At 54.9% G+C, this 25,599-nt stretch carries 27 protein-coding genes; 11 read left to right on the top strand and 16 right to left on the bottom strand.

Features of this window, described 5'->3' with window-relative positions; all coding sequences use genetic code 11:
* Nucleotides 1–14: 14 nt before the first annotated feature.
* A complete protein-coding gene (locus J7J49_RS17180) occupies nt 15–347 on the bottom strand; it encodes a YqcC family protein (RefSeq protein WP_215094337.1) in 333 nt (110 codons plus the stop codon).
* Nucleotides 348–675: 328 nt separating this feature from the next.
* On the opposite strand from J7J49_RS17180, the gene J7J49_RS17175 reads away from it, so the two are divergent.
* The 4 genes from J7J49_RS17175 to J7J49_RS17160 all read left to right on the top strand — a co-directional run bounded on the left by J7J49_RS17175 (nt 676) and on the right by J7J49_RS17160 (nt 3,674).
* Nucleotides 676–1,713 (top strand): DUF3549 family protein, encoded by a 1,038-nt coding sequence (locus tag J7J49_RS17175; protein ID WP_215094335.1) that lies wholly within the window; start codon nt 676–678, stop codon nt 1,711–1,713.
* A 36-nt stretch (nt 1,714–1,749) separates the two neighbouring features.
* A complete protein-coding gene (locus tag J7J49_RS17170; RefSeq protein ID WP_064233232.1) occupies nt 1,750–2,190 on the top strand; it encodes an ATP-dependent zinc protease family protein in 441 nt (146 codons plus the stop codon).
* A 41-nt stretch (nt 2,191–2,231) separates the two neighbouring features.
* A complete protein-coding gene (gene rimK, locus J7J49_RS17165; protein ID WP_064233231.1) occupies nt 2,232–3,140 on the top strand; it encodes a 30S ribosomal protein S6--L-glutamate ligase in 909 nt (302 codons plus the stop codon).
* Between the two features lie 87 nt (nt 3,141–3,227).
* Nucleotides 3,228–3,674 carry a hypothetical protein gene (locus J7J49_RS17160; protein ID WP_064233230.1) on the top strand — a complete coding sequence of 149 codons (447 nt, stop codon included), beginning with the start codon at nt 3,228–3,230 and terminating at the stop codon, nt 3,672–3,674.
* On the opposite strand, the gene J7J49_RS17155 is transcribed toward J7J49_RS17160, so the two are convergent.
* From J7J49_RS17155 to J7J49_RS17125, 7 genes are all read right to left on the bottom strand, one after another.
* Nucleotides 3,671–4,393 carry a SanA/YdcF family protein gene (locus J7J49_RS17155; protein WP_215094333.1) on the bottom strand — a complete coding sequence of 241 codons (723 nt, stop codon included), beginning with the start codon at nt 4,391–4,393 and terminating at the stop codon, nt 3,671–3,673. The genes J7J49_RS17160 and J7J49_RS17155 overlap by 4 nt on opposite strands.
* Before the next feature lie 32 nt (nt 4,394–4,425).
* Nucleotides 4,426–4,995 carry a putative Fe-S cluster assembly protein SufT gene (sufT, locus tag J7J49_RS17150; protein ID WP_064233228.1) on the bottom strand — a complete coding sequence of 190 codons (570 nt, stop codon included), beginning with the start codon at nt 4,993–4,995 and terminating at the stop codon, nt 4,426–4,428.
* A gap of 36 nt (nt 4,996–5,031) precedes the next feature.
* A complete protein-coding gene (locus J7J49_RS17145; protein WP_215094331.1) occupies nt 5,032–6,357 on the bottom strand; it encodes a cysteine desulfurase in 1,326 nt (441 codons plus the stop codon).
* A gap of 26 nt (nt 6,358–6,383) precedes the next feature.
* On the bottom strand, nt 6,384–7,724 hold the full coding sequence (gene sufD / locus J7J49_RS17140) for a Fe-S cluster assembly protein SufD (protein ID WP_215094329.1): 1,341 nt from the start codon (nt 7,722–7,724) through the stop codon (nt 6,384–6,386).
* Complete coding sequence (gene sufC, locus J7J49_RS17135; protein ID WP_064233225.1) at nt 7,721–8,470, bottom strand: Fe-S cluster assembly ATPase SufC; 750 nt, start codon at nt 8,468–8,470, stop codon at nt 7,721–7,723. The genes sufD and sufC overlap by 4 nt, the downstream gene beginning before the upstream one ends.
* 73 nt (nt 8,471–8,543) lie before the next feature.
* Nucleotides 8,544–9,986 (bottom strand): Fe-S cluster assembly protein SufB, encoded by a 1,443-nt coding sequence (sufB, locus tag J7J49_RS17130; protein WP_071695926.1) that lies wholly within the window; start codon nt 9,984–9,986, stop codon nt 8,544–8,546.
* Nucleotides 9,987–10,064: 78 nt separating this feature from the next.
* On the bottom strand, nt 10,065–10,529 hold the full coding sequence (locus J7J49_RS17125) for an SUF system Fe-S cluster assembly regulator (protein WP_007113117.1): 465 nt from the start codon (nt 10,527–10,529) through the stop codon (nt 10,065–10,067).
* A gap of 297 nt (nt 10,530–10,826) precedes the next feature.
* Between J7J49_RS17125 and J7J49_RS17120 the strand changes: the two genes are divergently transcribed.
* Nucleotides 10,827–11,027, top strand: coding sequence for a putative motility protein (locus J7J49_RS17120; protein ID WP_215094327.1), 201 nt, complete (start codon nt 10,827–10,829; stop codon nt 11,025–11,027).
* 78 nt (nt 11,028–11,105) lie between these two features.
* Here J7J49_RS17120 and J7J49_RS17115 read toward each other — a convergent pair whose 3' ends face one another.
* From J7J49_RS17115 to J7J49_RS17105, 3 genes are all read right to left on the bottom strand, one after another.
* Entirely contained in the window at nt 11,106–11,447 is a 342-nt protein-coding gene (locus J7J49_RS17115; protein ID WP_064233222.1) for a zinc ribbon domain-containing protein YjdM, read from the bottom strand.
* Nucleotides 11,448–11,548: 101 nt separating this feature from the next.
* Nucleotides 11,549–12,025 (bottom strand): YbhB/YbcL family Raf kinase inhibitor-like protein, encoded by a 477-nt coding sequence (locus tag J7J49_RS17110; RefSeq protein ID WP_215094325.1) that lies wholly within the window; start codon nt 12,023–12,025, stop codon nt 11,549–11,551.
* A gap of 69 nt (nt 12,026–12,094) precedes the next feature.
* Entirely contained in the window at nt 12,095–12,469 is a 375-nt protein-coding gene (locus tag J7J49_RS17105) for a thiol-disulfide oxidoreductase DCC family protein (RefSeq protein ID WP_064233220.1), read from the bottom strand.
* Nucleotides 12,470–12,562: 93 nt separating this feature from the next.
* On the opposite strand from J7J49_RS17105, the gene J7J49_RS17100 reads away from it, so the two are divergent.
* Nucleotides 12,563–13,039, top strand: coding sequence for a flavodoxin family protein (locus J7J49_RS17100; protein WP_215094323.1), 477 nt, complete (start codon nt 12,563–12,565; stop codon nt 13,037–13,039).
* Between the two features lie 118 nt (nt 13,040–13,157).
* The gene (locus J7J49_RS17095; RefSeq protein WP_064233218.1) at nt 13,158–14,246 is read left to right on the top strand and encodes a histone deacetylase family protein; all 1,089 of its coding nucleotides are present in this window, start codon (nt 13,158–13,160) and stop codon (nt 14,244–14,246) included.
* 94 nt (nt 14,247–14,340) lie between these two features.
* On the opposite strand, the gene fadA is transcribed toward J7J49_RS17095, so the two are convergent.
* Together fadA and fadB are read right to left on the bottom strand one after the other, a co-directional pair.
* On the bottom strand, nt 14,341–15,519 hold the full coding sequence (fadA, locus tag J7J49_RS17090) for an acetyl-CoA C-acyltransferase FadA (RefSeq protein ID WP_251048384.1): 1,179 nt from the start codon (nt 15,517–15,519) through the stop codon (nt 14,341–14,343).
* 23 nt (nt 15,520–15,542) lie between these two features.
* Nucleotides 15,543–17,729, bottom strand: coding sequence for a fatty acid oxidation complex subunit alpha FadB (fadB, locus tag J7J49_RS17085; RefSeq protein ID WP_215094319.1), 2,187 nt, complete (start codon nt 17,727–17,729; stop codon nt 15,543–15,545).
* A gap of 390 nt (nt 17,730–18,119) precedes the next feature.
* Between fadB and J7J49_RS17080 the strand changes: the two genes are divergently transcribed.
* Nucleotides 18,120–19,274, top strand: coding sequence for a DUF5924 family protein (locus J7J49_RS17080; RefSeq protein ID WP_064233215.1), 1,155 nt, complete (start codon nt 18,120–18,122; stop codon nt 19,272–19,274).
* A gap of 76 nt (nt 19,275–19,350) precedes the next feature.
* A complete protein-coding gene (slyA, locus tag J7J49_RS17075; RefSeq protein ID WP_035580313.1) occupies nt 19,351–19,803 on the top strand; it encodes a transcriptional regulator SlyA in 453 nt (150 codons plus the stop codon).
* Here slyA and J7J49_RS17070 read toward each other — a convergent pair.
* Nucleotides 19,782–20,348 carry a hypothetical protein gene (locus tag J7J49_RS17070; protein ID WP_064233213.1) on the bottom strand — a complete coding sequence of 189 codons (567 nt, stop codon included), beginning with the start codon at nt 20,346–20,348 and terminating at the stop codon, nt 19,782–19,784. The two genes, slyA and J7J49_RS17070, sit on opposite strands and share 22 nt — an antisense overlap.
* A 195-nt stretch (nt 20,349–20,543) precedes the next feature.
* On the opposite strand from J7J49_RS17070, the gene J7J49_RS17065 reads away from it, so the two are divergent.
* Nucleotides 20,544–20,996, top strand: coding sequence for a universal stress protein (locus tag J7J49_RS17065; protein WP_064233212.1), 453 nt, complete (start codon nt 20,544–20,546; stop codon nt 20,994–20,996).
* A gap of 62 nt (nt 20,997–21,058) precedes the next feature.
* Here the strand turns inward: J7J49_RS17065 and J7J49_RS17060 are convergent, their stop codons facing one another.
* Nucleotides 21,059–22,975 carry an ATP-binding cassette domain-containing protein gene (locus tag J7J49_RS17060; RefSeq protein WP_215094317.1) on the bottom strand — a complete coding sequence of 639 codons (1,917 nt, stop codon included), beginning with the start codon at nt 22,973–22,975 and terminating at the stop codon, nt 21,059–21,061.
* Nucleotides 22,976–23,142: 167 nt separating this feature from the next.
* Here J7J49_RS17060 and J7J49_RS17055 point away from each other — a divergent pair, with 167 nt between their 5' ends.
* Nucleotides 23,143–24,156 (top strand): AraC family transcriptional regulator, encoded by a 1,014-nt coding sequence (locus J7J49_RS17055; protein ID WP_215094315.1) that lies wholly within the window; start codon nt 23,143–23,145, stop codon nt 24,154–24,156.
* A gap of 5 nt (nt 24,157–24,161) precedes the next feature.
* On the opposite strand, the gene J7J49_RS17050 is transcribed toward J7J49_RS17055, so the two are convergent.
* Nucleotides 24,162–25,599 (bottom strand): fatty acid--CoA ligase (locus J7J49_RS17050; RefSeq protein ID WP_215094313.1); only part of this gene is annotated, 1,438 nt, incomplete at its 5' end.

Raw genomic sequence — 25,599 nt, 5'->3', positions numbered from 1 at the left:
TTCAAAGCTTTCTATCAGCTCTCGGTAACGATCTGGTCGACTTTCTCTACTGCCCGCACGATGAGCAGTTGATGGTGGGCAGGTGTTTTTTCCTGCTGCAAGTAGGCTGCCACGGCGGGCGCGACCTCGCACTTTGCGGGCATGGCGGCACAGGCATCAATCAAAGCGTTCAAGCGGGCAATAAACACAAAGCGTATCCATTGCGGCAGCGACATGGTGTCGATGCAAAACGGCTGCTGGCTGGCGAATGCCTCTGCATCGGGTGTTGGCATGCGCCATAAATCGGCGGCTTTCATCGACGCTTCAAGCTCTAAAAGCGCTGTCTGCAGCGGTTGATAAGTACTCATAAAGTCGCTTGTCACTACCTTGGAAAATGAATAAGTGTATCGACTGCCCATTATCCCCGCTCGGCGGGCACCTTGCCACCTATCAACGCTTGCGGGGAGTTATCCATAGACTCACAGAAAACCTGCACGAGCCTGTGGATAAACTATGGAAAGGTGTCGCAGCGCGTGCTCTCATGGGGCTTTGGCAAAGTTGATTAATTTTTAACCGCATTGTCATTAATGCCAATACCTTACGGTAGTGTCATTAACACTATGTTTTATCAGTTACTGCGGCTGACAGTGCCACATCAGCAAGGTAGAGTGCATGCTTGCAACGCGGAAGGATGTCATGCAACCAATTCAAACCCTTGATGAGTTTTTCACCCGCAGCGGTGGCGAGGTTTCCCTTTACCATATGGGGCGCCACGTCATCCCCTGCCCACGGGAATCGTTGGCTACTTTTGAAAGTGGCGAAATAGCTTGGCCAGAACCCTGGCAGGGCCAGGCGCGCCTCGCCATCGTGTTTCGGCTTGGCGATATGCCCGAACCAGCCATTTGGTTCCTGGCCCTGCCGCTGGATGAGCAGGGCATAATTGCTCCTGCCCAGCGCGATGCGTTTTTAAATCGCCTACTGGAAACGCTCGGCCGCGCCGTTTCCCAGGTAGGCCGTGAAGAAACAGCGGACGTGGATCACTTAATGAAGGATAATCCCCTCGCTTTCACGCCTAGTGTCACTTTTCAGGCTATGCTCAATGCTCGCGCAACCCATGATAAGGGGCTGCCAGCCAGCCAGCATTTTGAGCCGGTTGAGGCCTACTTAAGCGGCCAACAAACGATTGACTGGCAGGCCTTGGGGTTACAGGGGATTGCCGATTACGCTGTGCGTATGGAAACGGCTGAGGCTGAATCGCTAGCGATGCGACTGCCTGACCTGCCAACCACCGTGATTCACTCCCTGTGCTACTGTTTAGAGCACCAGCCCTTGCCACAGGCGTTGGTCGACGCACTGCAGCGGCGCGGTGAAGCCGCCGCCCAAGTAGGCGACATTGAAACCCTGTGTGCCTGTCTGCGCGCAGTGGGGAATACGGAGGCTTCAGCGGTGGGCAGTTGGTACACGGCCTTGCTCAATGACACAGCGGCCTGCGGGCCGGATGTGCTAGCGGCCATCGCCGGGCGCGGTTGGAGCTATCTGGAAGACGCTCAGCGCCTGCCACTTTTTCTGCAACGCTTGGCAGAAGATGAGCGCAGCGACTTTGCCGCCGTAGTGCGTGATATAGCGTTAATACCACGACTACGTTTACCGGTCATGATGGCATTGCGGGATGCGCCTGAAGGCTCGCCTATTCAACGCCGTTTGAACCTGATGATGTCACACAGGAATATATGATTTGATGTTGTCACTTTTAATTGCAAGGAGTGAGCAGTGAAGGAATTACCCTATCAGGCCAAAGCGGTCATTGGCCGCCGCGAGATGGTGACGCTACCTGAGCTAGGGCTTCACCTATGCTGTAAAGCAGACACTGGCGCACGTACTTCTGCGCTGCATGCAGAAGAGATAGAGACACATGAAGATGAACATGGTCAACTGTGGGTAAGTTTTATCACCCACAGTGGCGGCCCGGACACGCCGGCCCACCGCTACAGATTGCACTTGCATGATCGGCGCCAGGTCACCAGCTCCAACGGTCATAGCGAGTGGCGTTATGTGATACGTACTCCCATGCAGATGGGCGATTTGAACTTTCCTGTTGAACTGTCGCTTACTGACCGCAGCAATATGCGTCACCCAATGCTACTAGGACGCCGCGCCATGCGCCGCCTGCTAGTAGCCCCCGGCGCTGCATTTTTGCACGGTGAGCCTTAACCCCTTATTAGTTGCCTTAATCTAGGCTCGGAGTCCTTTAAATGCATATCGCTCTGCTGTCACGCAATCGCAATCTGTACTCTACTCGCCGCTTGGTTGAAGCCGCAGAGCAGCGTGGGCACACCGCCCGCGTGGTGGACACGCTGCGCTGCTATATGAGCATTACCTCGCATCACCCTTCGATTCACTATAAAGGCCAGGAGATTGAGCCTTTCGATGCAGTGATCCCGCGCATTGGCGCATCGGTCACTTTTTACGGCTGCGCGCTGTTGCGTCAGTTTGAGATGATGGGCACCTACGTTATCAACGATAACGTCTCCATTACCCGCTCACGGGATAAACTGCGCTCACTGCAGTTGCTGTCGCGCAAAGGGTTGGGGTTGCCAATTACCGGCTTTGCCCACTCGCCTGACGATATTCCTGATTTGATCACCATGGTCAAAGGTGCACCGTTGGTCATCAAGCTGCTTGAAGGTACTCAGGGAATTGGCGTGGTGTTGGCAGAAACCAACCAAGCAGCAGAATCAGTAATCCAGGCGTTCATGGGCATGAAGGCCAATATCATGGTGCAGGAGTACATCAAAGAGGCGCGTGGCGCTGATATTCGTTGCTTCGTGATCGGCGATAAGGTCGTCGCCTCGATGAAGCGTCAGGCGGCGGATGGCGAGTTTCGCTCGAACCTACACCGTGGTGGCTCCGCCAGCGTGATCCGAATCACCCCGGAAGAGCGCTCTACCGCCATTCGTGCGGCAAAGGCCATGGGATTGCGCGTTGCCGGTGTCGACTTGCTACGCTCTAATCACGGCCCGGTGATTATGGAGGTTAACTCCTCGCCTGGTTTACAAGGCATTGAGAGCGCTACCGGCAAAGATATTGCCGGAATGATTATTGAACACATTGAAAGAAACGCCACGCCAGCCCGTAAAGCGCCGCCCAAGCCTAAAGGCTAAGGCAAAATATTAAAATAATCCGCTTCGGGGGTGGCAAATCGTCGCTGTCACCCCCACAATCTGCGTCACCGAAGGAGGTAGACGCTCATGTTTCTCGATAATCGCCAAGTGGCGATGGACAGCGTATTGGAAGCGCTGGCCGATAGCATTGATTATTTCCAAGACAATATTGAACGCCTGCGCCCCTCGCTGCGTGACGCTTTAAAGCCGCACTATGCTGCACGGCTTAAGCAGATGCGCCAGTTGCAGGAGCTTGCCCGTGCGCATTTGAAAATGCTGCCCCGGGATGCGGACGTTGAGCGCGATGATTTTTTATGGCTGTGGAGCCGTCTAAAAAGCTTTGTCGGCAACGATAGCCAAGTGCTAATCAATGAGCTGTTGGAGCAAGAGCGTGTATTAATGCAGGCGCTCTCCTCGTTGTATACCCATCCACTACCTGATCCGATCGAACCGGTGGTAGAGGAGTGTATGCAGGGGTGCCGTAAGCTTATCCGCGAGCTATATGCGCTGCAGAAACGCAAAACGCATCGTTAAGGAGCTGCAAAGCGCTCGTTTAGCGAAGGCAGAATAAGGTCGATGGGCGCCCGCCGGGGCAGCTCGATGGGCTCGGGGGTACCGAGAAAATAGGGCTCCCTCCCCCATATATAGAGATCGCCTAGGGTAGCTACGCGCGCTGCCCATTCGCGCAGTTTTAAACGCCATCCTACCGTTACCGTAGGGTCATCCGCCACACAGCCAGTGACATCGATACCTAGTTCACGACCAATATAGACCGCGCGGGGAAGATGCCAGCTCTGAGTGATCAACAGAGCTTTCTCCAACTGGAAGACATCCCGGGCACGCGCTAGCGTATCGTAGGTACTAAAGCCTGCAAAATCCATGGTCAACTGTTCAGAGGCGACCCCGCGTCGATGCAGCTCGCGCCACATTGCCCGTGGCTCGTTATAAGCTTGGGTACGATTATCCCCTGAAAGCAAAAGATGCTCGACTTGGGACTGTTCGATTAAAGTAGCCGCGGTTCGCATACGCGCGTGAAAGTGAGGGTTCCGCCCTCCTCCTCGTGTCCAGTGAGACGTGCCAAAGACAATTCCCACCTCTGCCGGGCGACACTGCTGCGGCTGACGCTCAATATAAGCGGCGGTCGTCGCTAGCACCCAAAAATTGCCACCCATAAACAGCAATGTCGCCAGCAGCAATAGCGCTCCTAGCGACATTAAAAAACGCTTCGACCACGTCAATAACGCGTTATACATCCAGCTCCCCAGCCGGGCTTAACCCGGCAGGCCTAAAACATGCCGAGTTCAAGCTTGGCCTCGTCACTCATCATGTCACGGCTCCAGGGCGGGCTGAAGAGTATTTCGGTGTGCACTTTACTGATCTGCGGCGCACCGAGAATCTTATTGCGCGCATCTGCCGCGATTACATCGCCCATCCCACAGCCGGGCGCCGTCAGCGTCATGCGAATAGTCACAAGCCGCTCACCGCTGATAAGGCGCTCGATGCGGCAACCATAAACCAAACCCAGATCAACGATATTGACCGGGATCTCCGGATCAAAGCAGGTACGTAGCTGTTCCCACACGAACTGCTCGATTTCTTCCTCGCTAGCCGTTTCGGGCAACGTAGGGCGTGGTAGCGGCTCAAGCCCCAGGGCATCCAGGTTGCTCCCTTCTATCAGGTAGAGTCGCCCCTCGAAGCCAACGCTTACCGTACTGCCTTTCGCCTGCATAACGCTAACAACGCTATCTTCAGCCAGTGTTTCCGTACTACCAAACGGAATGGCAATGGCCTCCACATCGCGCTGGAGCGGCAACTGTTGGCCACGTTCGAGGCTGGCAACTTGCTCAAAATCCATAACTGTCCTTAAATGACGATCCTTACAGAACCGACCTTAACGCACCATACCAATGACACGCTGGAGTGCTTCAACAAAGCGATCCACTTCATCAAGGGTATTATACGCCGCAAATGACGCACGGCACGTCGCGTCGACCCCGAAGTGATGCAATAACGGCTGTGCACAGTGGTGGCCGGTGCGAATAGCAACGCCGAGCTGATCGATCAGCAGGCCGATATCTTGCGCGTGAGCCCCCTCCACCACAAAGGATAATACCCCTGTTTTTTGCGGCGCGGTGCCTAAAATACGCAGGCCATCGATTTGGCCAACGGCCTGAGTCGCGTGGTCAAGCAGTTGCCCTTCCCAGGTGCCGATGGCGGCGATACCCGTGCTCTCCATCCACTCAAGGGCACGGCCCAGGGCAATCACCTCTGCAATAGCGGGCGTGCCCGCTTCAAACTTATGCGGAATAGCGGCGAAAGTAGTACCCGCGTCAAAGGAGACAGTGCGGATCATCTCCCCACCGCCCTGCCAGGGCGGCATGGCTTCAAGCAGCGCCTGCTTGCCGTAAAGCACGCCAACGCCGGTGGGGCCATACACTTTATGGCCTGAGAAAGCATAGAAGTCGGCGTCGATGGCCTGCACATCAACCACTTGGTGCGGTGCTGCCTGAGCGCCATCAATCAGAATCAGCGCACCCTGCTGATGGGCGAGCGTTGCCATTTCTTGCACTGGGTTAACGGTACCCAGGGCGTTAGAGACATGGTTAACCGCCACCAGCTTAGTGCGCTCACTCAGCAGCTCGCGGTAAGCGGCCATATCCAGGGCGCCGTTGGCCTCAACGGGAATCACCTTGATGGTAAAGCCAATCTCGGCGGCCAGCAGTTGCCAGGGCACAATGTTGGAGTGGTGCTCAAGCATGGAAATCAGCACTTCATCACCGGGAGCAAGGTTTGTACGCCCCCAGCTATGAACGACCAGATTAATCGCTTCGGTGGTGCCACGGGTAAAGATGATCTGACGCGCATCTTCCGCATTAAGGAACGCCTTAACCCGTTGCCGCGTGCCTTCAAACGCCGCCGTCGCCTCATCGGCTAGGGTATGCAACCCACGGTGAATGTTGGCGTTATAGCGCGAGTAGTAATCGCTAAACACATCAATCACCTGCTGAGGTGTCTGGCTGGTTGCCGCGTTGTCTAAATAGATCAGCGGTTTGCCATGCACCTCACGGGCCAGCACCGGAAAGTCCTGGCGCAAGCGCATAACATCAAAAGTCGCCTGTTCAGGGCTCGCTTGCAAAGGGCTTGTTTGTAAAGGGCTTGTTTGTAAAGGGCTATTTTGCAAAGGGCTAGGCGTTGGCTCAATAACGGAATGTGGCATCAGACGCTCCTGATTGGATAGTGGCGCTAGTCGTTAAGTGAGACAGACGTTTCGACAAGTCCGGCAAGATTGAAGCGCTCGGGCAGTTTGCCAGCGACCGCTAACTCAACACGCTCGGCAATTGCATCCAGAGTCACTTTGTCCAACACCTCGCCAGCAAAAGCGAGCGTTAGCAGCCCACGGGCAGTGGCTTCATCAATACCGCGAGTACGCAGCGCGTAGATCGCCTCTTCGTCTAACTGACCCGTGGTGGTGCCGTGTGAGCACTTGACGTCATCCGCGTAGATCTCAAGCTCGGGCTTGGCATCGATGTGGGCGCGATCCGATAGCAGTAGGTTTTGATTGCTCTGGAAACCTTCAATCTTCTGACTATCGCGCTTGACGTACACCTTGCCGTTAAACACCCCGTGGGCGCGGTCATCCAGAATGCCCTTGTAGTTCTCATTGGAGAACGTCAGCGGCGCATTGTGGTTTACCTTGGTGTGGTTATCGACGTGCTGACGACCCTGACCAAAGAACAGCCCCAGGAAGTTGGTTTCTGCACCCTGGCCGTTCAAATCGCTGATCAGGTCGTTGCGCACCAGCGCGCCGCCCAAGCTCAGGTTGTAGGAGGTATAGCGGGTATCGCGGCTTTGCTCGACGTGGATGCTTGCCACGTGCATATCACCCAGCGGCGCTTCCTGCAGCTTGTAGTGGGCCAGAATAGCGCCACGATCAAGCATCAGCTCGCCAACTACGTTGGTGAAGTTAGTCGCCTCGCTTTCGCCGGTGTAGTGCTCAATCACTGTAGCTTCGCTGCGACCCCCAGCTTCCACCAGCACTCGCGGGTGACACATTACCGGCTCGCCCGCACGGGACAGAAACTGCAGCAGGATAGGTTTTTCAACCACGGTTCCTGGGGCAATGCGAACCACGGCGCCCTCTTCCATAAAGGCGGTGTTTAGCGCGGCGAAGGGCGAAAAATCGACCCCGGTTAAACGCCCCAACGGGCCACCCACGGCTTCGTGGTTCTCTGCTAGCGCTTTGGAAAGCGGTAACACTTGAACGCTTGACGGCAGTGAATCCACATCCGAAAGCGCCGATGAGAAAACGCCATCCACAAACGTCAGGCGGTAAGCATCAATCGGCAGCGTGAGTGCCGCGGCGCTGGCCTGGGAGAACTCGGCGTTGTCGGCGAGGGCAAAGTTACCCTGGGCGATCGAGCGCACATCGGTGTACTTCCACTCTTCGTCACGACGAGTGGGGAAACCCAGCGCTTCAAAACGCGCAGCGCCCGCCTGGCGGCGCGCAGCGATCCAGGTGGGCTCCGCCGTGTAGTTCGAGCTGCGCGCCTTCAGCGTATCTAAAAAGGTTTGCGTATCGCTCATGCCACAGACTCCTCGATACCTTCGTATCCGTTGGCTTCCAGCTGCTTCGCAAGCTCAGCGTCGCCAGTTTTAACGATACGGCCATCGACCAGGACATGAACCTTATCCGGCACGATGTAATCCAGCAGGCGCTGATAGTGAGTCACCAGCAGAATGGCCCGGTCTTCAGCGCGCAGGCTGTTAACGCCATCGGCGACGACCTTCATGGCATCGATATCCAAACCCGAATCGATCTCATCCAGCATGGCGAGCTTCGGCTGCAGCACCAGCATTTGCAGGATCTCGTTGCGCTTTTTCTCACCGCCAGAGAAACCTTCGTTAACGGCGCGCTGAAGGAAGCTGGCATCCATTTTCATGAAGCCCAGCTTCTCTTTGACCAGTTTCATAAACTCCGGTGCGGGCATTTCGCCTTCACCGCGGGCTACGCGCTGGGCATTAAGCGCAGCCTTTAGCAGGTAGATGTTTTTTACCCCTGGAATCTCCACCGGGTACTGGAAACCCAGTAGTAAACCGGCCTGGGCGCGCTCTTCAATCTCCATCTCGAGCACGTCTTTGCCTTCAAAGGTAATCGTGCCTTGGGTGACTTCGTAGCCATCTTTACCGGCGATGACCGCGGATAGCGTCGATTTACCCGCGCCGTTTGGCCCCATAATGGCGTGCACTTCCCCTGCCTTGATGGTCAGGGTAAGGCCTTTGAGGATTTCATTACCTTCGACGGAGACGTGTAAATCATTCACTTGCAACATATTGATTACCTTCTGATTCTGGCGAGTCGCTACGGCGACGCTAATATAATTAAGTAAAATAAATGACCAGCGGTTAGCCGACCGCGCCTTCCAGGGTCACATTGAGCAGCGCCTCGGCTTCAACGGCGAACTCCATGGGCAGCTCTTGGAAGACGTCTTTACAGAAGCCGTTAACAATCATGCTGACGGCGTCCTCTTCGGAGATACCGCGGCTCTGGCAATAGAACAGCTGGTCTTCACCGATTTTTGAGGTGGTCGCTTCGTGCTCAATGGTCGCCGTGCTGTTGCCAATTTCCTGATAAGGGAAGGTATGCGCACCGCACTTATCGCCGATCAGCAATGAGTCGCACTGGGTAAAGTTACGCGCCCCTTTGGCCCGTGGGCCGATTTTCACCAGACCACGATAGGACTGATCGCTGCGACCGGCGGAGATACCTTTGGCGACGATATACGAGCGTGTGCCTTCGCCAATATGGATCATCTTGGTGCCGGTATCGGCCTGTTGGCGACCGTTGGTCACCGCTACAGAGTAGAACTCACCGATACTGTCTTTGCCGCGCAGTACGCAGGAGGGGTACTTCCAGGTAATCGCCGAGCCGGTCTCTACCTGGGTCCAGCTAATCCGTGAACGGTCACCACGGCAATCGCCGCGCTTAGTCACAAAGTTATAGATACCGCCAACTCCATTCTCGTCACCGGGATACCAGTTCTGAACGGTAGAGTATTTGATGTAAGCATCGTCTAAGGCGACAAGCTCTACTACTGCGGCGTGGAGCTGATTCTCGTCGCGCATCGGCGCGGTACAGCCTTCCAGGTAGGAGACCTGGGCACGGCTTTCACAAATAATTAGCGTGCGCTCAAACTGGCCAGTGTTGGCCGCGTTAATGCGGAAGTAAGTGGACAGCTCCATTGGGCAGGTCACGCCTTCCGGCACGAACACAAAGGAACCATCAGTAAACACGGCGGAGTTCAGCGCCGCGAAGTAGTTGTCTGCCACAGGAACCACGGTGCCCAAATACTGTTTGATCAGCTCTGGGTAGTCGCGGATAGCCTCGGAGATGGAGCAGAAAATCACGCCTGCTTCGCCAAGCTGCTTTTTGAAGGTGGTGGCGACTGAAACGGAGTCGAATACCGCATCGACGGCAACGCCTGCCAACGCGGCACGCTCGTGCAGCGGAATTCCCAGCTTTTCGTAGGTTTCCAGCAGCTTAGGATCCACTTCATCCAGGCTCTGGGGGCGATCTTCTGGACGCTTCGGCGCACTGAAATACGAAATCGATTGGTAATCAATCGGCGGATAGTCCAGATGCGCCCAGGAAGGGGCTTCCATCTTCAGCCACTGGCGGTAGGCATCCAGGCGCCACTCCAGCATCCACTCCGGTTCGCCTTTCTTGTTAGAGATAAAGGCGATGGTGTTTTCATCCAGGCCAGGTGGCAGGGTGTCGCTCTCAATATCGGTTACAAAGCCATCTTTGTATTCGCGACGAACCAACTGTTCCATTTCTTCGCTTGCCATGGTGATACCCTCCGGGCAGTTGGGTGGCGAGGTCATCGCCTTTAATAATAAATAGGGCCTGCTGTGCTTACGCTGCTGTTATGCAGACGCTGCCGACAGGCTGATCGTTTGAATAGGCAGTTGCACCGGCAGCTTAATCGGCGCTGTATCGGCTAAATGCGCCAGCGTCACACTTTCAAGCAGCGTGCGCATGGCCAGTGAGACCCTTTGCCAGTTGTCGGCCACACCGCAGGTAGCCACAAGCTCACAATCGCCTTCTGCCTGGCTGCACTCGGTCATGGCGACGGGGCCTTCAATCGCCGCAATAATATCGGCGGCGGTGATCTGCGATGCGGGCCGGGCAAGGCGGTAACCCCCTTGGGCACCGCGCTGGGAAACCAGCAGTCCTGCCCGCACCAGCATTTTGAGCGTTTTACTCACCGTCGGATGGGGCAACTGCACGGCCTCAGCTAACTCTGTCGCTGCATGCGACGCCTCGGGGTGGCGGGCAATTTGCGCCATAACCACCGCGGCATAGTCTGTCAGCCGAGAAAGCTTAAGCATGTCGACTCCCTTTATGTCATCAGTACGCAGCTAACCAAATGGTTGCCGCGTCAATTGAGTACCATTTTAGTCCTGTATAAATTTGATGTGAAGCCCTAGAGCAAAATGGATAGCAATTTACGCAAAATAACAGCACGTTCGCCGCTGATCACATCAAAAACAGCAATCATTATCATTTAAAAAAGCTATTACTGTGGGTATCGCCTGCTTTGCATTGACGAGCCGCCTCTGCTAGCGTCAAAGAGTATTAGGTGCCTCTACTGTGTGAGGCATCGCGATATTTAGAGGAGGAAGACTATGGATGCAGCAGTCAACAATATGGTAAACGCAACGCTGGATATGAGGCATGCACAAGCCGTCCAAGAGGCTCAGTTCAGCGTTTTTAAAGAAGCGTTAGATGGACAAGCAGCACAGATAACGGCACTAATGGACGGCGCTGCAGAGGCTCAGTTGGCCACCAGCGGTAGCGTAGGCACGCAGATTAATGCCACTGCGTAACTAATATCTGGCGGTAGATAAGCAAATAGCCCCCTGGCTAAAGCCAGGGGGCTATTTTTTTGACTACCTGCACTGGCTTTAAGCTTTCTTAACAAACTCCGATTTGAGCTTCATGGGGCCGATACCGTCAATTTTGCAGTCGATATCGTGATCGCCGTCCACCAAGCGGATGCTTTTTACTTTGGTACCCACTTTAACTACCAGGGAACTGCCCTTAACCTTCAAATCTTTTATCACCGTGACACTATCGCCGTCGACCAACATATTGCCATTGGCATCACGTACGCCCGAAGCATCATCAGCGCCCTGCTCTTCTGCTACCTTTGACCACTCATGGCCGCATTCTGGGCAGACATACTGCAGCCCATCATCGTAGCTAAATTCAGAGGCACAGGCAGGACAGTTAGGCAGATCACTCATCAAACGGCTCCATCACATGGCTATTAAATAAGACTAATACAAGGTCTAAGAAAGCGATGGAGCCTACACGGGTTACGCAAAATGTCCAGCCAGAGGCTAGATCAATCGCGCTGGTAAGTGCCCACCAAACGGTTCATGCCCAGCAGGTGAGGCTCTACCTCTTTGAGCAGTTCAGCCAGCGTAAGTCCTTCAGGCAGCGAGGTTTGGTGATCCAGCGCCAGCACCCAAAAGTAGTAAAGGTGCTTACCGTGCCCTTCTGGCGGCATCGGGCCACAATACCCTGTATCGCCTTTATCGTTAGCGCCGACAGTACCCACAGCGCTCTTTTCGGTTAATTCTTGAACATCACCAGGCAGGTTATAAAGCACCCAGTGTACAAAGCCGTAGCTGCCTTCCTTGACCAGCGGAGCGTCAGGGTCGTGGCAGATCACCGCAAACCCTTTAGTTCCTTCGGGCGCGCCCTGCCAAGCAAGCGCTGGCGAAACATCTTCGCCCTCTCCCGTATGTTTAGAAGGGATCGCTTGATGATCAGCAAACGCTGGGCTGGTAACCTTCATTGATGAAAGTGCAAATGCCATGCTTCTCTCCTTGGTTTATCTAATGAGTGTTTCGCACACAGTCTAGACTTTGAGACCTTTGCAAGAATACTAAGTGGGCCACCTCCCCTGTTTCTGCAGGCGGCGCTTTACCCAAACATCATATAGCTTTCGCAATCCTGGTTTAATTACCGGTAGACCAATGACCCAGGCGACCGGCACCAGCAAGGGGATACGCGCCATTAGCAGGCGGTAAGCATCGATACCCTCTATCAGTTGGCCCTGCGCGGTTTCAATATGCAGAGAACGCAGCGCTGTGTCAGGGGCAACGCCCTTTTCCCGCAGCGCCTGATGATGTTCGCTCACATCAAGCCAGCCAATATCATCAGCATGACGTCCCGACCAGCGTTCATAGCGGTGACGCTCTTGGCGGCACAGCGGGCACTGGGCATCGTAAAAGACATTGATCGATGGCTTGCTGGGCATATAGCCTCACTAGTTAACGTCACTGAATCAGTGTGGCATTTTCAACGTTGGGTGCAACCTTTCGGATATTGACTCCTCATTTAGGCCACTGCCATGACATCTGAGTTCAAAAAACAGCTGTTAATTGTCGCTCACGCCCCTTCAGCAAATACGCTCTCCCTACGCGAGGCTGCGTACCGAGGCGCTAGCCACCCTGATCTTGAGCAGGTGCACTGCGTGGTCAAAGCCCCCCTGGAAGCGGGCCCTGACGATGTGCTGGCCTGCGATGCGGTTCTGCTCGGCACCACGGAAAACCTGGCGTATATGAGCGGCGCGCTGAAGGATTTTTTTGATCGCAGCTACTATCCTGTACTTGAAGAAAAGCAGGGGTTGCTCTGCGCACTTTATATTCGCGCAGGGCATGACGGCACGGGCACCCAGCGCGCAGTGGAGAGCATTATTACTGGCCTTCGCTGGCGATGGGTACAGCCACCGCTCATTTTGCGCGGCGAGTGGCAGCCCTCGTTTGCAGAACAGGTAGAAGAACTCAGCATGACGCTAGCGTTTAGTGTTGAGAGTGGCATTGTATAACCACGACTAGCCTGCCTTACTGTAGCTAAGCATGTCGTGCTCACTGTGCGATTGAAAGATTACAGTGCCTTGCTGGCATTACTGCGGTTACTCAACGCACATACACTAGGTAGCTATTATGCATAATGTCATTGCCTTCTATGATGATCGCGTTCTCGCTCACGAACCCAACATCGATGCCGACTTTTTACCTCAACGGATCGATAAGCGCATTCGACACCTGCTAGCAGGACTCCCGGTGCCGTGGAAATACCCTGAACACCCAGGCAGATTAAGAGCTATTCAACAGCTGCTGGCGCGAGCACCCATCGCGGGTCTGCAAACTGAAGGAGGTAAAGCGGCCACCCATGAACAACTCGCTCGAGTGCATACCACTTCTTATCTAAGCGATATTTTCAGTTTGCGCGGCAAAAATGCCTGGTTGGATGTCGACACTACGGCGGTCTCACCGGGAAGCGTAGATGCCGCCGAAGTCGCCGCCGGAACGGCCATTGCCGCCGTAGAGGCGGTGATGGAGAAACGCGCTAAAAGCGCCTTTGCCCTGGTACGCCCACCGGGGCACCACGCCGAACCCGTTCGTGCCAGAGGCTTCTGCTTATTCAATAACGTCGCGGTGGCAGCGGCCCATGCTCGCAGCGCGCTGGGCTGCGAACGGGTGCTGATCGTCGATTGGGACGCCCATCACGGCAACGGCACCCAGGATATCTTTTGGGCAGAGCCCGACGTGATGTTTTTCGATATCCACCGCGCCGCCCCCTTCTACCCTGGCTCTGGCCACCTGGAAGAAGTGGGCGCTGGTTTAGCTGAAGGCACCACCATCAACGTACCGCTTCCCGCCGGGGCTGGCGATGAGGCTTTTCTGAAGGCATTTCACGACATCCTCGCCCCGGCTGCGGCTTGGTTTAAGCCCGATATTATTTTGGTTTCTGCCGGCTTTGACCCCCACTGGCACGATTTAGCGCTGAATGTCTCCTATCAAGGGTTTGGCGCTTTAACCGGTTTTTTACAACAGCTAGCCGAACAGCATTGCGACGGTCGTTTGGTGTTTGTCTTAGAGGGCGGCTACAACCTGGAATCCTTGGCCAACGGCACCAGAGCCGTACTTTCGGTGCTAGCAGGCAACACTGTGCCGGTACCTGATACCTGCGGCATTGCCGAAGTCCAAGCCGCAGCAGATTTCCACCGCTCGGCGTTTCAATCTGAATAGCGGCTTTTCACATGCTTTCTGCTTAACAGCTAAAAACGGCACCCCTAGGGATGCCGTTTTCTGGTACTGAGTGGAACTGGGAAAAACGAGGTGATTATTTCAAGCGTTCAAACACCGTCGCAACGCCCTGCCCCATACCAATACACATGGTCGCCAAGCCCAGGGTGGTATCGCGCTGCTGCATAACGTTAAGCAGCGTGGTGCAGATACGCGACCCCGAACAGCCCAGCGGGTGGCCGAGGGCAATCGCGCCACCATTGAGGTTCACTTTGTCATCCATTGCATCCAGGAAGCCGAGATCTTTCAGCACCGGGATACCCTGTGCGGCAAAGGCTTCATTGAGTTCAACGGTTTGGATATCCGCCGCGGAGAGACCGGCGATCTTCAACGCTTTCTTAGACGCGGGCACCGGGCCATAGCCCATAATGGACGCATCGCAGCCTGCCACACCGGTCGAAAGCACTCGTGCAATAGGTTCTAAGCCCAACGCTTGAGCGCGCTCGTAGCTCATCACCGCCATCGCCGAAGCTCCCACGGAAAGTGCCGAGGACGTACCCGCGGTCACAGTACCGTTACGCGGGTCAAATACCGGCTTGAGGCTCGCCATAGACTCCAGGGTTGAATCAGGGCGGATAACCTCATCACGCTGAACCATCACCCTGAAGCCGCGCTGATCGTGGCCTTCAACACCGATAATTTCGTTGTCAAAGTAGCCCTTCTCCATCGCCGCCTGGGCACGCTGGTGAGAGCGCACGCCAAACTTATCCTGCTCTTCCCGGGACACGCCGTGCATTTTACCCAGCAGTTCAGCGGTCAGGCCCATCATCATCGCCGCTTTGGCTGCATATTTGCTGGCGGCCGGGTTTACGTCAACGCCGTGGGCCATGGGGACGTGCTCCATGTGCTCAACGCCGCCGATGATAAAGAAGTCGCCCATACCCGCTTTGATATTAGCAGCGGCGATATGCAGTGCCGTCATCGAAGAGCCACACAAACGGTTAACGGTTTGCGCAGGCACCGAGCGGGGAATGCCGGTCATGATCGCCGCATTGCGGGCAATGTTCATCGACTGCTCGAGCGTCTGGTTGACACAGCCCCAGATCACATCATCAACTTCTGAGGGATCCAGGTTAGGGTTACGGTCAAACAGCGCCTGCATGGTGGCAGCAGAAAGATTCTCGGCGCGAACGTTGCGAAAAGCACCATTCTTGGCTTTCGCCATGGCGGTACGAACACCGTCAACCACCACAATATCTCTTGGATTCAAACTCATCATATTTCTCCTGTGCGTGGTGGTTAGGCCTGGGTAGCAGAATTGTTGCTGGAATAGAATTGCTCGTTGTTTTGAGCCATCTGACGCAGCTTATCGGTAGGCGCGTAAAGCGGCCCCAGCTCGTCGGCCAAGCCTTCTGCTAGCTTAACGAACTCAGCCACGCCCATGGCGTCGATGTAACGCAGCGCACCACCGCGGAAAGGCGGGAAGCCAATGCCATAAATCAGCGCCATATCGGCTTCAGCAGGGGTAGCTACGATGCCATCTTCCAGGCAACGTACGGTTTCCAAGCACAGCGGCACCATCATGCGCGCGATGATGTCCTCGTCGGAAAACTCTTTTTGCTCCTTCACCACTTCTTTGACCAGCGCGTATGCGACCTCATCGGTCACTTTCTTAGGCTTACCCTTCTTGTCCTCTTCGTAGGCGTAAAAGCCCTTATCGTTCTTCTGACCTAAACGCTCATTGTCGTACATGACCTGAATGGCGGTTTTACCCTCGCGGGCCATACGATCAGGGAAGCCTTCAGCCATCACCTCATTAGCGTGAACCGCGGTATCCAGGCCAACCACGTCCAGCAGGTAAGCCGGGCCCATGGGCCAGCCGAACTTTTCCATCACTTTATCAACGCGCTGGAAGTCAGCGCCCTGCTCAACTAAGAAACTAAAGCCGCCAAAGTAAGGGAACAATACCCGGTTGACCAAGAAACCGGGGCAGTCGTTAACCACGATCGGCGTTTTACCCATTGCTCGCGCGTAGGCCACGGTAGCAGCAACGGCGGCATCCGAGGTTTTCTCGCCACGAATGACTTCCACCAGGGGCATACGGTGCACGGGGTTAAAGAAGTGCATACCGCAGAAGTTCTCGGGCCGTTTGAGGTTTTGCGCCAAGCGATTGATGGAAATCGTCGAAGTGTTAGAGGTGAGAATGGTATTTTCACTCACCATACCTTCCACTTCGGTCAGCACGGCATCTTTAACCTTGGGGTTTTCAACCACCGCTTCGACGACCAGGTCAACGTTGCCAAAATCACCGTAAGAGAGCGTGGGGCGAATATTGGTCAGCTTTTCCGCCATCTGTTCGGTGGTCAGCTTGTTGCGCTCTACCTGCTTGGCAAAAAGCTTACGGGCTTCTTTCAGACCCAGCTCGATAGCGTCGTCCTTGATATCTTTCATCAGGATCGGGGTGCCTTTCGACGCGCTCTGGTAAGCAATACCGCCGCCCATAATGCCCGCACCCAGCACCGCGGTTTGTTTCACCGGCTGGGCCTGCTTCTCATATTTACCGGCTTTTTTCTTGACCACTTGGTCGTTTAGGAACAGGCCCACCAAGTTAAACGCTACGCTGCTCAGCGCCAGCTTGGCGAAAGCTTTGGCTTCAATTGCCTGGGCGCGGCCACGCTCTTCACCCGCGCCTTTTTGGATCACTTTGATCGCTTCAACCGGCGCAGGGTAATGGGGGCCTGCTTTACCAGCGACATAGCCCTTAGCGGTTTCAAAGGCCATCATCTGCTCAATAGGGTTGAGCTTCAGTGGGCTGGTCTTTTCAGCACGACGGGCTTGATAATCCAGCTCACCGGCGTTGGCACGGTCGAGAATATCCAGCGCGGCCTCTTCCAACTGCTCGGCTGCTACTACTGCATCAACAGCGCCCACTTTTAGCGCGGCATCGGCACGGTTCTCGGTGCCACCGGCAATCCACTCGATGGCGTTATCGGCGCCGATAATGCGCGGCAGGCGAACACAGCCGCCCCAGCCGGGCAGAATGCCAAGTTTGGTTTCTGGCAGTCCAATCTTGGCTTTCTCGCCCATTACGCGAAAATCGGTGGTCAGCAACACTTCGCAGCCGCCTCCCAGCGCCAAGCCGTTGATAGCAGTAACGGTGGGGAACGGCAGATCCTCAATGGCATTGAAGATACCGTGCACCTGCTCAAGCATCTCGGCAATCTGCCCCTCACCCTTGGAGAACATGCCGTGAAACTCGGTGATATCGGCGCCCACGATAAACACATCTTTACCGCTCGCAATCAATAAGCCCTTTAAGCCGTTTTCGGCTTGAATGGCCTTCACTGCCTCGCCGAGCTCTGCTACCACAGCGCTGGAGAGCTTGTTAACCGACTCATCTTTCAGGTCGAAAGTGAGCAGTGCAATATCATTGCCACTCGGGGTGTCACGATGTGTCACCGTGATGGCGTTGCCTTGATAAATCATCCGCGTTCTCTCCACATTTTCGGGCTGGCTCTCAAAAGAGAACCCGCCACGTTTCTCATACGGCTTTTACACGACTTTCATACGGTCGTTTGATTACCTTAGCTTGGTTGAGTTGCCTTGCAACGTCAAGCCCAGACTTTTGGCTAGGGTTTGTACGAAAACTGCCTGCGCTCGACTATACGACGTTAAAAATCGCCTCAAAATGCTCATCTACAACCCGTAAACTCGAACGCGAGCCCGGTCCTTTTTTCGTATTTTTGCCTTGTCTAGTCTTCGCTCGCCGACTTTTCGTAAAAACCCTAATTCACCCATCTATTGAGACCAGCACTCCCCTGCGTGCGTTCATACTGCTAGGATCACGCTTCTTTTAATTTTGTAGGTTACCTTGTTATGGGCGCACTGCTCACGCCATCGCGCATTGAGGCCGTTCAGCGGCGTATTGAAAGCATTGTCGAACGGCTAAAGCCGTGGAGCTGGCTGTGGCCCCCCATGGCGTTCGCTGCCGGTTTAGGCAGCTTCTTTCTGGTCGATCGCCAACAGTGGTTAGGCGCTGCATTAGCATTGGGACTGCTGTTCGCCTGGGCACTATTACTTTCCGAAGGTTTGATCAGCCGCTGGTTGTCACGACGTGGGCACCCCACCCCCCCACGAGGCGTGACCAACTTTATTGCGCAGATGATTCACCAGGAAACACTTTTCTTCACCCTGCCGTTTATTTTAGTCACCACCGTTTGGAATAGCGGACAAACGCTGTTTGCGCTGTTGGTGGGCGGCATGGCGCTGCTATCTATAATCGATCCGCTCTACTTCAAAGTTGCAGAGCGCTGGCGCAGTCTCTATTTTGTTTTTCATGCCCAGTGCGTTTTCCTGGTACTACTGGTCACGCTACCCATCATGGTGCATCTCACCACCGGCCAAAGTCTGCTACTGGCCCTGGGAATCACCATTTTGCTAGCCCTGCCAAGTTTTTGGCACTTGCTTAAGCAGCGCTCGCTCAAACGCTGGTGCGCTTTTTTTGTCTTGACGCTGCTACTAGCCTATGGGGCTTGGCTTGGACGCATTTGGGTTCCTCCCGCCAGCTTATGGATGACGAGTAGCGCTCTCTCGCCTGCGTTTGATGTTGATCAACGCCTCCCTCAGGGCTCAATGACGCTAACGCCTCAAGCCATTAGCGAGAATGGCCTTTATGTGTATACCGCTATTCGGGCACCGCGGGGGTTAAGTGAAACTATTACCCATGCTTGGCATCATAATGGTGAGCCAATGGACGTTGTGGAACTCAATATCAACGGCGGACGCGAGGAGGGATACCGCGCATGGAGTCACAAACAAAACTTCCCTGAAAATCCGGCTGGGGATTGGCGCATCGATATCATGACGGGCAGTGGACAAAGGCTAGGACTGATACGTTTTGAAGTATCAGACGACAGCCAGCAAGCTTCCGTAGCGGATGGAGAGATACGCGCCAGCGGACTAAGTGGATTAAACTTACGGCGATTTGTGCCTGGTCGACCTAATAATGAAGAAGCGCGGCCGGAAGATTGAATTGTTATGCGCCTTGCATTCAGCGGCGCAGCTTATGACAATTCGCCTACTCACATTTATTGGCAGCTAGTTACCTATGGCTTCAACGATTGGATTTCGCATCGCACGCTTGCCCCATTTATGGCGCTCCATCTTGGATCGGCGTTTGGCGCCGTTGGGTTTAACCCAAACACGCTGGGTGACGCTGTATCACCTGTGGCGTCTGGGCGAAGGTCACCCGCAGTGCGACCTCGCCCGCGTTATTGGTGTTGAGGCGCCCTCGCTGGTGCGCACCCTTGGCCAGCTTGAGGAACAAGGCCTGGTTGAGCGCCGAGCCTGCGACAATGACCGCCGCAGCAAGCGTATTTATCTTACCCCAGCCGCGATGCCGCTGTTGGAACAGATTGATAACGTTGCCCAACAGGCGCGCAAGGAGATGTTCGCTGGCTTAAGCGAGGAGAACCTTGAGCAACTCAACGACTGGTTAGCGGTGATCGAAGCAAATGGATTGGCCATACAAGCACGCGATCAAGACAGCCCGGCTTCATGATCACTGGCTTTGGGCAACACCTGCTCAGTGCCCTTTAACGGCTGGCTGAAAGGCTGGTCGGCGTGGCCACGCAGGGCATCGCGCAGTTGATGAAATTCGGGTAGATAGGTCGCGAATCGCTCCGCGGTTTGCGACTCCCACCACCAAAGCGTCAGCGCATAAGGCGTTGATTGTACTACCAGCGCGTCCTGGGGTAAGCGCTCAAGCAGTGCTTTTAAGGGTATCGCGGCATCCTTGGGCAGCGTGCGCAAAGGAGCTATTCGCCAGCGCCAACCTGCGTAATAGGGTTCTAAAGCCTCGCTGGCATTGCTGTCTCTTACCAGCAGAAAATCCGGGCCTGGCCCTTCCTGGGGAAAGTGCCAACGGTAGGCGGGCATAGTGCCTCTAAAATGGTGCAGCGGCGGCTTTTCCAGTTTGATGCTGACGCCTTGATTTGAGATTTGTGAACGTAGCGCCTGTTGGCGCTTTTGGCGCGGGCTGGGCTTTAGCCACATCACGGGCGCAATCACTAACATCAGAATAAAGACTATAATAAACCAATCCATCTCTACATTTACCTCCACATGAGCCACACTGTATGCACTATTCTAAAGGACATGACTCAGATCGGTGTTTTGACCCAAGTCATTGTTAAAACTCTGGCTATTGTTAAAAAAGGACACGCCATCTAAAGTAAAGGTCATTGAACAAAGCGCTTTTTTCTTTGTTAACCAGTGCTATCCATGCCAAGGAGATACGCCATGAGCTATCACCATATTTTAGTTGCCGTTGACCTAACCAAAGACTCCCACAAAATTCTGGAACGTGCCGTTGCGATCTCTGAACGTAACGAACAAGCCAAAATCTCCATTATGCATACCCTGGAACCGCTTGGGTTTGCTTACGGTGGCGATATCCCCATGGACTTGACCAGCATCCAAGACCAGCTGGATGAGCACGCTAAAAAACGCTTGGCGGAAATTGCCGCCCCACATATTGCCGAAGCCGATCAGCACGTTGTCGTTGGTATGCCCGATACCGAAATCCACCGTTTTGCCGAAGACCACGATGTGGACTTGATCGTAGTGGGCTCCCATGGCCGCCATGGCTTTGCCCTGCTGTTGGGCTCAACCTCTACCGGTGTGCTGCACGGCGCCCAATGCGACGTACTCGCAGTACGCGTGGGCAAGAAAGGCGAAAAGAGCGACGAATAAACTACTGCGTTATATCGCTTACAAAAAAGGCGCCCATACGGCGCCTTTTAACGTTTTCAAGCTTACTCACCTGCAGCCATCGCTTCCAGCTCCATCCAGCGCTCCATGGCGACTTCTAACGCCTTTTGCACTTTTTCAAGCGTTTGTAGCTTAGCCTTCACGGCGTCAGCATCCTGCTGATAAAACGTTGGGTCACCGATTTCACTTTCTAACGCCTCGACTTCCCCCTCAAGACGCTCGATTTCGGCGGGCAGTGCATCTAACTCACGTTGCACATTGTAAGAGAGTTTGACGCTCTTTTTCGCTGGCGTAGCCGGTGCTTCAGCGACCTTTTTGGGCACTTCAGAAGTAGGCTCGGTACGCTGACGCGCCGCGCCTTCCCAAGGTGCCGGTGGCAGCTTGCCACCCTGGCGAATCCAGTCGGTGTAGCCACCCACGTACTCACGCACCACGCCCTCGCCTTCAAAGGCGAGCATGCTCGTGACCACGTTGTCCATAAAGGTTCGGTCGTGGGAGACCAACAGCAGCGTGCCATCGAAATCAAGCAGCAGCTCTTCAAGCAGCTCCAGGGTTTCCATATCAAGGTCGTTGGTCGGCTCATCGAGCACCAGCACGTTAGCTGGCTGGGTAAACAGCTTGGCTAGCAGCAAACGGTTGGACTCGCCGCCGGAAAGCGCTTTTACCGGCTGGCGTACCCGCTCGGGCGTGAACAGAAAATCCTGCAGGTAGCTCATTACATGGCGGTCTTTTCCGCCCACGCTGACGCGGTCGCTACCTTGCGCAACGTTGTCATAAACCGTTTTTTCCAGTTCGAGCCCTGCGCGCAACTGGTCAAAATAGGCCACTTTTAGATTGGTACCCATCTGCACCTTGCCTTCACTGGGTTCCAACTCGCCCAGCAGGATTTTCAGCAGGGTTGTCTTGCCCGCGCCATTGCGGCCTAGAAAGCCAATACGGTCGCCGCGCAGCACTTCAAGGTTAATATCGCGCAGGATCACGTCATCGCCAAACCGCTGGGTGACGCCTTGCAGCTCTACCACACGTTTGCCGGTGCGCTCGCCGCGATCGACTGTCAGGTTGGCATTACCCTGGCGCTCGCGACGCTGGCTGCGTTCGTTACGCATTGCTTCGAGCGCCCTTACACGCCCTTCGTTGCGAGTACGTCGAGCTTTAACACCCTGACGAATCCAAGCCTCTTCCTGGGCGAGTTTTTTATCGAATTCGGCGTTCTCCCGCGCCTCTACTTCCAGCTCGTGCTGCTTGCGGGCCTGATACTCAACGTACTTGCCGGGGTATCGCCCTAGCTGGCCTCGATCCAACTCCAGAATATTGGTCGCTAGCTTGGAGAGAAAAGCCCTATCGTGGGTAATCAGCAGTACCGCACCGTTAAAGGCCAGTAGCTGCTCTTCCAACCAGGCGATAGTGTCTAAATCCAAATGGTTGGTGGGCTCATCAAGCAGTAAAAGATCAGGTTCAGCGACCAAAGCGCGAGCCAGCGCCACACGGCGGCGCCAACCGCCGGAGAGCGAGTTCATTTCTGCTGCGGGGGGCAATCCTAGGCGTGTAAGCACGGTATCAATGCGTTGGTGATACGACCAACCATCGATAGCTTCCAAGCGGGTTTGCAGGGTCGCCATGCGATCCATATCGGGGTCGGGATCATTGATAAGGTGGTCGTACTCGGAGAGCAGCTCTCCGGCTTCCGGCAGGCCTTGAGCCACCATATCGAAAATCGTCAGGCCAGATGACTCAGGTAACTCTTGAGACAAAACGCCTATTTTAAGGCCTGGTGCGCGCCAGATTGAGCCATCGTCGGGCAGGATATCCCCTGCCACCAATTTTAACAGCGTGGACTTACCGGTGCCGTTGCGCCCGATCAGCGCTAGCCGCTCGCCTTTTTCAACCGTTAGGTCGGCGCGATTGAGTAATACATGGGTGCCGTAGGCGAGTTGCAGCTGTTCGAGTCGTAACAGGGTCACGCGGTGTCCTCCTTAATCGTGAGGCGCACAGTGTAACGCATGAGCGCGCCGGGAGGGGGAACGTTGTAGCACTGAACCGTATGGAGCAGAGACCAGCAGCGTGGTAACGTTTTCCCAGCACGTAAAATAACCCGATTAAAAGACACTTTTTCAAAGGCGGGCTGACAGTGACGGTGACCGTCTCGATGTATTTTGTAAACGAGCTGTTTAAAGGGTTACCGGACAGCGATACGTCGCCTACCCGTTACCTGGAACGGGCGGGAATCTCGCCCTTTTTACTTTCAGCGCCTAATGGTCGTGTCACTGTTGAGCAGTTTGCCGAGCTCTATCGCGGTTTAGTTAACGAACTGGATGACGAAACACCCGGTTTTTTCTCCCGCCCGCTGCGTGGTGGCACCCTAAAACTGCTGTGTTTAAGCATGCTGGATGCACCCAACCTGCAGGTGGCACTGCATCGCTATACGCAGTTTTTTCGTATTCTGCTCGATGATTTTGGCTATGCGTTTACCCTTGAATGTGACTTGGCCCGCATGGCACTGGTGGAGAATGCACCGTTGGCGGGCAGCCGCATTTTAATCCATGAGCTAATGCTCAAGCTGTTTCATGGCATCGCGTCGTGGATGATTGCGCGTAAGATACCGCCCATTTTGATGGAGTGCGCTTACGCCCAGCCGCCTCACAGCGCTGACTATCTCTACTTTTACCCCGGCACGGTTCGCTTTGATCAACCACAAACCGCCATCTATATTGATCGCGGATTGCTTGATCACCCTATCCGACAAACCAAGAAGCACCTGGGCGCTTTTCTCAAACGTGCCCCGGCGGACTGGTTCTATGTGTCGTTTGCCGATCGCCTGCTCACTCACCGGGTGCGGGAACACCTTTCACGCCATTTATTGACGGCAGGTACGGTGCATAGCGCCGCTGACGCGCTACATATGTCTGCACGCACGCTGGCACGGCATTTAAAAAGGGAGGGCACCCACTTTCAAGCGGTCAAGGATGAGTACCGCCGCGATGTCGCTATTCAGGCGCTCACCTGCAGTGAGAAGCCCCTTGTCAACATTGCAGAAGCGTTGAGCTTTGAGGATCTAGCCTGTTTTAGCCGAGCTTTCAAAACCTGGACGGGCAACTCGCCCGCCGCGTATCGAAAAGCGCGTACGGCGGGCAGAGTTAATTGATGCCGCTAGATTTCGGTGCGAATACGTTTTTTATCCAGCTTGCCCACGCTAGTTTTGGGTATCTCATCGACGAAACGAATCATGCTGGGAATCGCCCAGCGGTTGAGTTTGCCCTGAGCGACAAACTGCTCTAGAAACGCCTGCACGGTTTCCGTCGTCGGTGGGTTGTTTAGATCAACAGGAACGGCTAGCGCGGCCGGTCGCTCCCCCCACTTATCGTCCGCCACCCCAATCACCGCCACTTCGGCAATGCCTGGGCACTGACTTATATAACTCTCTAGCTCTAACGACGAAAGCCACTCGCCACCGGTTTTAATCACGTCTTTAATGCGGTCGCTAATGGTCAAAAAACCTCGCTCATCGAGTGAGCCCACATCTCCGGTATGCAGCCAGCCGTTACGCCACAGCTCCGCACTGCGCTTCTCCTCTTTGTAGTAAGCCTGGGTCAGCCAGGGCGCTTGAACACGCACTTCACCAACGCTTTTGCCATCATTGGGGAGCGGCTCGCCGTCCGCGTCAACCACCTGCAACTTGACCAGCGGAATTGGCAGGCCCGCTTTACAGCGCCAGGGTAGCTGGGTCTCAAAATCAGCGTCACCAATATCCCGCGGTAGAATATCGGCGGTGAGTAGCGGGCAGGTTTCCGACATACCGTAAGCACTGCGGGTATCAATCCCCAGTGCCCATGCTTTGCTTGCCAGCGCTTGGGTTAACGCACTACCGCCCACCAACACTTTCCAGCCGGAGAGATCGACCTGCTTTGAGGCAATCGCTTCGGCGCTAACCACCATGTTGAGCAACGTTGGCACGCAGTGGGAAAAATCAACTTTCTCGCTAACCAATAGCTTGACCAGCATTTCTGGCTCGTAGCGACCAGGATAGACCTGGGTAGCCCCCATCAGCGTGGCGGTATAGGGCACCCCCCAGGCGTGAACGTGAAACATGGGGGTAATGGGCATATACACTTTGTCGCGGTTGAGCAGCTCAAAACCGGGGGCCTGAAAAGCGCTCGCCTCGCCCAAGGTATGCAGCACCAACTGGCGATGGGTGAAGAAAACCCCTTTGGGGTTACCCGTCGTACCGGTGGTGTAGAACAGCGTGGCAACGGCGTTTTCATCAAAAGTAGGGAAATCGTAGTGCGTAGGCTGCTGGCTTAATAGCTCTTCAAATTCGCCCACCAGTGACAGCGAGGTACCGATTGTTTGCGAGGCCTCCTGACACAGCAGGTAGCCCCGCACTCCAGGTAGCTTATCGGCCAGCGGCTCAAGCAGCGGCACAAACTCTTCGTGCACGATCACAAAAGCGTCTTCTGCGTGCTCCATCGTATAAAGAATTTGTTCCGGGGCTAGGCGAATGTTCACCGTGTGCATTACCGCACCAATCATCGGAATGGCAAAGAAGCACTCCAGGTAGCGGTGGCTATCCCAATCTAGATTGTATACC

The organism is Halomonas sp. ISL-56, assembly GCF_018612805.1.
GTDB lineage: Bacteria > Pseudomonadota > Gammaproteobacteria > Pseudomonadales > Halomonadaceae > Vreelandella.
This window is presented reverse-complemented; position numbering and strand designations above follow the sequence as displayed.

What these genes read in the sequence shown, in the direction of transcription:
- slyA (WP_035580313.1), top strand. Translation starts at nt 19,351, where the DNA reads ATGGCTTCAACGATTGGATTTCGCATCGCACGCTTGCCCCATTTATGG.
- J7J49_RS17100 (WP_215094323.1), top strand. Translation starts at nt 12,563, where the DNA reads ATGACATCTGAGTTCAAAAAACAGCTGTTAATTGTCGCTCACGCCCCT.
- J7J49_RS17065 (WP_064233212.1), top strand. Translation starts at nt 20,544, where the DNA reads ATGAGCTATCACCATATTTTAGTTGCCGTTGACCTAACCAAAGACTCC.
- sufC (WP_064233225.1), bottom strand. Translation starts at nt 8,470, where the DNA reads ATGTTGCAAGTGAATGATTTACACGTCTCCGTCGAAGGTAATGAAATC.
- J7J49_RS17160 (WP_064233230.1), top strand. Translation starts at nt 3,228, where the DNA reads ATGTTTCTCGATAATCGCCAAGTGGCGATGGACAGCGTATTGGAAGCG.
- sufD (WP_215094329.1), bottom strand. Translation starts at nt 7,724, where the DNA reads ATGAGCGATACGCAAACCTTTTTAGATACGCTGAAGGCGCGCAGCTCG.
- J7J49_RS17155 (WP_215094333.1), bottom strand. Translation starts at nt 4,393, where the DNA reads ATGTATAACGCGTTATTGACGTGGTCGAAGCGTTTTTTAATGTCGCTA.
- J7J49_RS17095 (WP_064233218.1), top strand. Translation starts at nt 13,158, where the DNA reads ATGCATAATGTCATTGCCTTCTATGATGATCGCGTTCTCGCTCACGAA.
- J7J49_RS17145 (WP_215094331.1), bottom strand. Translation starts at nt 6,357, where the DNA reads ATGCCACATTCCGTTATTGAGCCAACGCCTAGCCCTTTGCAAAATAGC.
- J7J49_RS17180 (WP_215094337.1), bottom strand. Translation starts at nt 347, where the DNA reads ATGAGTACTTATCAACCGCTGCAGACAGCGCTTTTAGAGCTTGAAGCG.
- fadA (WP_251048384.1), bottom strand. Translation starts at nt 15,519, where the DNA reads ATGAGTTTGAATCCAAGAGATATTGTGGTGGTTGACGGTGTTCGTACC.
- J7J49_RS17175 (WP_215094335.1), top strand. Translation starts at nt 676, where the DNA reads ATGCAACCAATTCAAACCCTTGATGAGTTTTTCACCCGCAGCGGTGGC.
- sufB (WP_071695926.1), bottom strand. Translation starts at nt 9,986, where the DNA reads ATGGCAAGCGAAGAAATGGAACAGTTGGTTCGTCGCGAATACAAAGAT.
- J7J49_RS17070 (WP_064233213.1), bottom strand. Translation starts at nt 20,348, where the DNA reads ATGGATTGGTTTATTATAGTCTTTATTCTGATGTTAGTGATTGCGCCC.
- J7J49_RS17110 (WP_215094325.1), bottom strand. Translation starts at nt 12,025, where the DNA reads ATGGCATTTGCACTTTCATCAATGAAGGTTACCAGCCCAGCGTTTGCT.
- sufT (WP_064233228.1), bottom strand. Translation starts at nt 4,995, where the DNA reads ATGGATTTTGAGCAAGTTGCCAGCCTCGAACGTGGCCAACAGTTGCCG.
- J7J49_RS17105 (WP_064233220.1), bottom strand. Translation starts at nt 12,469, where the DNA reads ATGCCCAGCAAGCCATCGATCAATGTCTTTTACGATGCCCAGTGCCCG.
- J7J49_RS17115 (WP_064233222.1), bottom strand. Translation starts at nt 11,447, where the DNA reads ATGAGTGATCTGCCTAACTGTCCTGCCTGTGCCTCTGAATTTAGCTAC.
- J7J49_RS17080 (WP_064233215.1), top strand. Translation starts at nt 18,120, where the DNA reads ATGGGCGCACTGCTCACGCCATCGCGCATTGAGGCCGTTCAGCGGCGT.
- rimK (WP_064233231.1), top strand. Translation starts at nt 2,232, where the DNA reads ATGCATATCGCTCTGCTGTCACGCAATCGCAATCTGTACTCTACTCGC.
- J7J49_RS17120 (WP_215094327.1), top strand. Translation starts at nt 10,827, where the DNA reads ATGGATGCAGCAGTCAACAATATGGTAAACGCAACGCTGGATATGAGG.
- fadB (WP_215094319.1), bottom strand. Translation starts at nt 17,729, where the DNA reads ATGATTTATCAAGGCAACGCCATCACGGTGACACATCGTGACACCCCG.
- J7J49_RS17125 (WP_007113117.1), bottom strand. Translation starts at nt 10,529, where the DNA reads ATGCTTAAGCTTTCTCGGCTGACAGACTATGCCGCGGTGGTTATGGCG.